Origin of the sequence: Acetobacter tropicalis, from assembly GCF_001580915.1 — a bacterium.
Lineage (GTDB): Bacteria > Pseudomonadota > Alphaproteobacteria > Acetobacterales > Acetobacteraceae > Acetobacter > Acetobacter tropicalis.
Map to the genome: position 1 here is coordinate 24,482 of NZ_LHZQ01000190.1, position 7,610 is coordinate 32,091.

General features: G+C 51.8%; 4 protein-coding genes. 3 read left to right on the top strand and 1 reads right to left on the bottom strand.

The window, feature by feature from the left end; translation table 11 throughout:
* The first annotated feature begins 312 nt into the window (after window positions 1-312).
* The 3 genes from AD944_RS05835 to AD944_RS05845 all read left to right on the top strand — a co-directional run bounded on the left by AD944_RS05835 (window position 313) and on the right by AD944_RS05845 (window position 5,572).
* On the top strand, window positions 313-1,776 hold the full coding sequence (locus tag AD944_RS05835; protein ID WP_045543540.1) for a leucyl aminopeptidase: 1,464 nt from the start codon (window positions 313-315) through the stop codon (window positions 1,774-1,776).
* Between the two features lie 319 nt (window positions 1,777-2,095).
* Complete coding sequence (glf, locus tag AD944_RS05840; RefSeq protein ID WP_045543539.1) at window positions 2,096-3,247, top strand: UDP-galactopyranose mutase; 1,152 nt, start codon at window positions 2,096-2,098, stop codon at window positions 3,245-3,247.
* Window positions 3,248-3,538: 291 nt separating this feature from the next.
* Complete coding sequence (locus AD944_RS05845; RefSeq protein WP_236709326.1) at window positions 3,539-5,572, top strand: hypothetical protein; 2,034 nt, start codon at window positions 3,539-3,541, stop codon at window positions 5,570-5,572.
* Between the two features lie 55 nt (window positions 5,573-5,627).
* Here AD944_RS05845 and AD944_RS05850 read toward each other — a convergent pair whose 3' ends face one another.
* Complete coding sequence (locus tag AD944_RS05850; protein ID WP_035381005.1) at window positions 5,628-7,451, bottom strand: glycosyltransferase; 1,824 nt, start codon at window positions 7,449-7,451, stop codon at window positions 5,628-5,630.
* Window positions 7,452-7,610: the final 159 nt, after the last annotated feature.

The following is a 7,610-nucleotide window of genomic DNA, read 5'->3' on the forward strand; positions in this document are numbered from 1 at the left end:
TTCTGTGCAAAAAACGGAGATGATCGCCTGCGGCATTCAGGAAGCAGGCGGAGCGGATGTGACCTGCTTAGAGGCTGCCAGTGGCAGAGTGACGCGTAAGGTGCGGTTTTTTCCAGGCTGACGAGACCTCCCTATTGCCAAGGGCGCAGGGGAGACGTACGCAGTTTGCCCAGAATAGCTGTGCAAGGGAAGTCCGCACCTTCAAGTTGGGCTGTTTTCAGCCGGACCACTGGCAAGAGAGTTATGCCGGAGGGGGCGACGGTTGACCATGCACGGCCACTTTAAAAAGAAAGCATGAGGAGTCCAGATTTTATGCTTGAGATTTCATTTTCTGCAGAAACACTCCCGCAAGGTGGCGCGCTGGCTCTGCTGGTGCCAGAGGGCGCTGAAACACCTGCGCTGTTCAAAAGCCTGGATGATGCAACACAGGGTGCCCTCAGCCGTGCCGTCAAGGCCGATGAGTTTACCGGTAAGGAAGGGGCTTCCACCGTTGTACTGGCTCCGGGTGCCGGGTTTGATCGCGTTGTGCTGATTGGTGTGGGGCGTACAGAGGCTTTTGGTGTCAAAGAGGCGGAAAAAGCAGGCGGGATAGCCGCAACCGCTTTGGGGCGCGTTGAGAAAGCAGCTCTGTCTGTAGGGAGCCTGCCTCACGCTGCCCATGTGGCACTGGGTGCCGTGCTGGGGGCCTATCATTTCTCCTTGTATCACGGTGCGCCGGAAGACAATAAAATCCATCGTCTGGCGGCTCTTGCTGTTCTGGCGGCAGACCCCGCACAGGCAGAAGCGGCATGGCCAGCCCTCTCCGCCGTGGCACGGGGAGTGGTGTTGACGCGGGATCTGGTGACGGAACCCGCCAATGTGCTGAATCCGGTGGAGTTTGCTGAACGTGTCAGCACCCTGCGCAGCCTTGGTCTGGACGTGGAAGTGCTGGATCAGCCCGCAATGGAAAAGCTGGGCTTTGGCGCACTGCTGGGTGTGGCGCAAGGCAGTGATGCCGAACCCCGCACTGTTATCATGCGCTGGAACGGGGGCGAGAAAGACGATGCGCCTCTGGCCTTTATTGGCAAGGGTGTCACGTTCGATTCCGGCGGTATTTCCATCAAGCCCGCAGCGGGTATGGAGGAAATGAAGTGGGATATGGCAGGCGCCGCTACCGTAACGGGGCTGATGGCTGCACTGGCGGGCCGTAAGGCCAAGGTGAACGCAGTTGGCGTGATCGGGCTGGTGGAGAACATGGTTTCTGGCAACGCGCAGCGGCCGGGCGATGTTGTGCGCAGTGCGTCTGGGCAGACCATTGAAGTTCTGAATACGGATGCGGAGGGGCGTCTGGTTCTGGCGGATATTCTTTGGTACGCCCGTGAACGTTTTGCACCGAAACTGATGGTTGATCTGGCAACGCTGACCGGAGCCATTATCATCAGCCTTGGGCATGAGTATGCCGGTCTGTTCTCCAATGATGATACCCTTGCCGGCGGCTTGGCTCAGGCGGGTGAAGTCACAGGGGACAAGCTGTGGCGCATGCCGATGGGCAAGGAGTATGACGCTCTGCTGAAGTCCGACATCGCGGATATGAAGAACATTGGTGGTCGCCCCGGTGGCTCCATTACGGCGGCGCAGTTCCTCAAGCGTTTTGTGGGAGAAACGCCGTGGGCGCATCTGGATATTGCAGGTACGGCGTGGTCCAGTAAGCCACGCAATGGTCAGCCTAAAGGGGCAACCGGCTTTGGTGTTCGGTTGCTGGATACATTTGTGCGTACACAGCACGAAAAGGCCTGATCGGCCTCTCTTGTTAAGCTCGGATTATTTCTGATCCGGGTGAAGGAAAAGATGCCTCTCTTCTTGAGTGAAGAGAGGCATTTTGCGTTACTAAAGGCAGAAGGCATAGCTGCCTTTTACGCCAGACTGTATTTCGTTCTATTTTTCATAACTGAATAGCACCGACAATCTTACCTTTTCATCAAAGGATGGCTTGGTCCCTGTGAGCCAATCTGGCATGAGGGGAGCAGTCTGACAAAACGGTCATGCGAGTGGCTGCTGTTTATGGGCGCAGCCCTTTCACGGTCTGCCATGCTGGTTATGAAAACTGGGGGATTGGATGTCTTTTTGCGTTGTGGGTGCCGGGTTTAGTGGTGCCATTATTGCGCGTCACCTTGCGGAACGCGGGCACAAGGTCACGGTTGTGGATGAGCGTTCGCACATTGGCGGGAACTGCCATACGGAGCGTGATGCCGAAACCGGGGTAATGGTGCATAAATATGGCCCCCACATTTTCCATACGGCAGATCAGCGCGCATGGGACTACGTGCAGCGTTTTGGCGCGTTCAAGCCGTATGTAAACCGGGTGAAAGCCATTTCCCAGGGGCGTGTCTATACGCTTCCGGTGAACCTGCTGACCATCAACCAGTTCTTTGGCACCACCATGGGACCGAAGGAAGCGCGCGCCTTTATTGAAGCCAAAGCGGATAAAACCATCACCAACCCCCGCTCGTTTGAAGAGCAGGCGTTGAGCATGATCGGGCCGGAACTGTATCGGGCCTTTTTCCATGGCTACACCCGCAAGCAGTGGGGGCTTGAGCCGACGGAACTGCCTGCGTCCATTCTGAAGCGGCTGCCTCTGCGCTTCAATTATGACGACAACTATTTCAACCATCCCTATCAGGGTATGCCGGAGGAAGGCTATACGGCCATTGTCCAGAATATTCTGAATGTTGACGGGATTGATCTTCGGCTGGGCTGTTCGTTTGAAAGCTTGGAAGAAAAATTCCAGCACGTTTTCTATACAGGCCCGATTGATCGCTTCTTCCAGTTCAAACTGGGTCGTCTGGGCTACAGAACGCTGGATTTTGAACGATTTGTTGATGAAGGCGACCATCAGGGCACGGCTGTCATCAATTACTGTGATGAAAACATTCCGTTTACCCGTATTTCCGAGCACAAGCATTTTGCCCCATGGGAGCAGGACAAATTCTCCAAGACAGTCTGCTTCCGTGAATACAGCCGTCTGGCAGGCGAGAAGGATGTGCCGTACTACCCAATTCGTCTGGTGAACGAAAAGCAGATGCTGGAGAGCTATATTGGCCTCGCTCGCGCAGAGACAGGGGTGTCTTTCCTTGGGCGTCTTGGCACCTACCGTTATCTGGATATGGATGTCACCATCACGGAAGCCCTCGCCGCGTGTGATCGGATTGATGCAGCGTTGCAGGCGAAAGAACTGGATCTGCCCGCCTTCTTTGTTGATCCAAGCTGATAAAACACTTTCAAGTGTAGAAAAAAGCCTGCCTTTCTCCGTAGAGGCAGGCTTTTTTTTATGGCACGATGGACCTGAAGAAAAATTTTGCTGATATCAAAAGGGTCTAATGATAAAAAAGAAAAAAACCAGCTTGGTGCGAAAATGCAGAAAACGGATGAGATACTAAAAAATGGAACGATAGCCGTCTTATATTCGGTTCTTGTTTCCGTTTTTGTTGTTGCTTTGTGTGAAATCAGATTTAAATCTTTCTTCACACTTGATGATTCCTATAATGAATATCTAGGGTTTATGCGTCAATACGGTCAGTCCTGGCTGTCTGGTGAAATCCCTTTTATTACAAAAAACATCATGATTGGCGGTAACGCCATGGTGGAGTTGCAGCGCGCAATTTTTGCACCGCAAAATATTCTTGCGTCCCTGATTGCAGCCAAGAGCGCAAACCCGCTTGCACCCGGCCTGTTTTACGCTTTCATCAATATCTTTCTTTCGTGCCTTTCTGGGTATTCCATTGGGAAATCTTTTGGAATTTCTCGGAATTTGAGTCTTGTTCTGGGGTTCTTTATCGCCATTAACCCCATCTTTCTTTACCAATATGCAGGCCCATGGTGGAACGCCGCCAATGGTCATACCTGGTCGCTGGTGGCGATAGCAACGTTTTGTCTGTTACGGCAAAGCATGACGGCCTGGCGTGTGGTGGCCAATTTTCTTGCTACTCTCATTCTGCTCTCTTCCGGCTGGCCGCACGGTATTATCGGGTATTTTGTGATTGTCGGCTGTATCAGTTTGGTGGATCTGCGATACGGAGAAGCCTTTAATCTGGTTGTAAAGAGGTGCCTTCCCCTTGTGTTGGCAGGCATTGCCGCTATTCCAGTCTATTCAGAATTTATTGTGCTGTCTGGTTTGGTTAATCGCCCATCCGGTTGGAATAACGCCGGTAACTTCATGGTGCCCAGCGTTACCCAGTTACTTCTGACATTTTCTCCCACATATTTTGAATTCATGAACTATTTCGGCGGGTTCAAATCTTTTTTTGTGCCAGTCGGGTTTTCAACCATATTCTTTCTGCTTGCTTTGTTTTTTTACAGAGTTTCTTTTCTGGATAAGAATATCGTTCTTTTTGCGGTAATTCTTGCAGCAACCCTCTGTCTGTCCATGCTCCCCTCCCAGACGGGTATGTTGCGGTGGCCCATCCGATTTGTGCCTTATTTTTCCGTTTTTGCATCTGTCGCCACATTTTATGTCATGTCGCGTGGGGAAAAAGTGAACAGTCTTGTTCGGAAAAACGGCTTCCTTAGCATTGTTCTTGTGCTTTTTGTTGTTTCCGCTTTCCGGAATATTTTTGAGCGGCCAAAGGTTGTTTTGCTGGAAGCGGGAACAAGTTTGCTTCTTGTCGGGCTCTGGTTCTTTTGTGTGGAAAAGAGAAAGCCCGTGGATATTGCCACGTCATCGTGGTTGAAGGCGGCAACGGTGCCCGCATTCTGTCTGGCGCTGATGCTGGCTTGTATGCCTTCTCTCGGTAAGGTTTATCTTCCGGTTCATACCCTTCCTTCACATATGGCGTTGCCTGAAAATGTGAATTGGGATGGAAATTTTGCATCTTTTACGGGGTGGGCACCGGAAGAACCGGTAGAGCCCGGAGAACTGCAATCCGCTCTGTTTGGATACTATGATATCCGCAGCATTAATGGCTCATCTCCCAATGGTCATAAATATCTTGATCAGGTTCTGGCGTATTACAGTTCTCATGCCGTGTTACAGCCTGAGGAAAGCATGGCCAACTTAAGCCAGGCCGTCCCCGGTCTTGAAAACGTTTGCTGGTTTAATCTGTTTGGCGTCAGCAGTCTTGCCATTCGGGCTGATATTCAGGAAGACGTTGGCAGCGGGTTGGAAGGCTGCGGCTATCACCCCGCTCAGTTGTCTCATGATCAATCAGTTCTGTACTATTCCTCTGAGCAGCATTACCCCACAACATTGACTTACACGACCAACCCGAACGTAAAGGTTGCGCGTGAGACAAATGATTCTGTTACGCTTACCGTTCCGGAGCATACAGATCCGCTCAAGCTTGTTTTTTCTCGTGTCTGGTGGCCTGGCTATGTTGCGCACGGTCTGACCTGTCCTGTGACGATTCACGGCTTTGGCACTATGCTTCTGGGCGCTGATATTCCCGCAGGATGCTCAGGAGAACTGAAGGTTTCCTATTTCCCGGTTACATGGGCCTATACGCTTTACTGCCCTGTGCTGGCAGTAATCGGGTTGGGACTTTTGTTGTTGCAGATACGACGAAACCAGAAATTGCGTAGGATTCTGGAAGATCTGTGAACCAGTAAAAAACCCCACCAATTGGTGGGGTTTTTTATTAAACGTTCTTTCTGTTTCAGTCCTTGAGTTCTTTCTCATAGACATGCCGCCAGAATTCTTCTGTAGTCATGCCGGGCAGGGCCTTTACATAAGCTTGTTGTAGCTCGGGCAGCATCCGTCCAAACCGGATGGAGAGCGCAATGCCTTCTTTCCACAAGGTGAAAAACTGCTTGCGATCCAATGAGGCCACGTAGCCTGTGCGGCTGGCTTCGTGATAGTACAGAACCTGACTGTAGCGGAAAATATCACGGAAAGCCGCATTGAAGTTTTTCGTTTGAAAACGCAGATCATCGCGCGTCAGGGATGCGGGAAGAAGATTGCCGTTTAGTGTTGCCAGCCGGACAAGGCGGCGTAGCTTGCCATCTGGGTGATGGTTGTGAGCAACCTCCACATCCTTCAGGTCATAAGGCTGCATTTTCTCGCTTGGCTTGAGTGCGCCCACTTCTGCGCGGACCGCAGCCATATCCATGTTGCGAAGGAAGAATTCAGGACCTTCCATCACGTTTTCCATGGCCATAAGCAAGGCTTTGGCGCTGGCATAGTTGTAGGAGAACAGAACCCCCCGGAACCAGGTCAGGAAAGTGTGAAGGTAAGGTTTGGGCTTGGTCTGTCCATTCAGCATCATGAGAACCATGGTCGCGCGCAGGCCCAGATAGCGCGTCATTGGACTTTCCTTGACGCTGAAATCTTCCGCCATGGAGCAGATGCCGTTCATGGTGATGAGCGGGAATTTGTTCTGCAGGGAAAACTGGGCATCATCCCCACGCACAAAGAACGGGTATGGGAAATGACGCACGGCAGAGATGGGGAAGGCAAAGAACCACCAGCCGCCATAATTAGGGGCGGCATCGTTCATTTCCGCCTGTAGCAGGTGGTGCACATCCCGCATGTCGAGCAGATGTTTGCGGGCCAGCCAACGACCGTTGATGAAGCGGGCTCCGGCTTCATGAAGCTGCCATGGCACCGTTTCCCGAAGCTGGGCCCCGATCACGGCAGCCCTTTGCTCAGTTGTGTAGCTGAGAAGCATATAGGCGCGTCTTACAGCTTCAAAATCACAGCTCGCATCATCATCCATGAAGAGGCAATGCGTATAGCCATGATCTTTTGCATACAGCAGGCCACGGGTGAACCCGCCAGCGCCGCCCAGATTCTTGTTGGGAATAACAAGAGCGCCGCAGGCTTCTTCCTCGGTTACGTTCTGTGAATTGTCGATAACAATCACGCGCAGGCGTTCAGACCAGACCGGATCAACCTTTAAGGCATGCGCAAGTTTTTGAAGGGCCGGCAGCAGGAACGGCTTGCGGTTGAAGTGCGTGATGATAACTGCAAGGTTAACGTCTCTAAGCGGCTTTTGGGTGGTGGTGAGCCTGCCACCCAAAAGATGACCGTCTTCCAAGGCTTCTACCCACAGATACAGCATTCCATTCTGAAGATCAGGCCAGAAGGGAAGGTCCAGTTCAACACGTTCACCTTCTGTCAGGGAGACTGTTTTTTCCAGAAGCCAGCGATGCGGCAGCCCAAGCTGGTGTAGTCCGATGCGCACCACAAAACGGCCAGCCCCTTCCAGTTCCAGGGCAACGTTTTCAATCGCGCAAAGCTCTCGCCAGCGTTCGATCGTAACGCCATTGAAGTAGGTATCAAAAGAAACGCGGCCCCCTTCCTTTACATAAAGGATTTCAGGTTCAGCGCGGGAGAGTTCGACTTTTTCATTATGTGGGCGGAAATACAACCCCTCAGGAATAACAGACTGCAGGTTGGGGAAAATGATGTTCTGCAGAATAAAACCGTCCGTACGGTCCTGTTTTGAAGAAGTAATAATCTCCTTCGTGCGGGCGTTCATGAATGGGCGTTCCTTGCCATTTTTTGAAAAAGACGTTTCTTTTTAACTCTACGGTATAGGGACGCAAGCCCGGCGCAAATGAAAACAAGGGTTTTTTGATCTTAATGGCTTCTTATAAGAGACGCGGATTTCTCACACTTGAGGCAATTTCGGGTCATT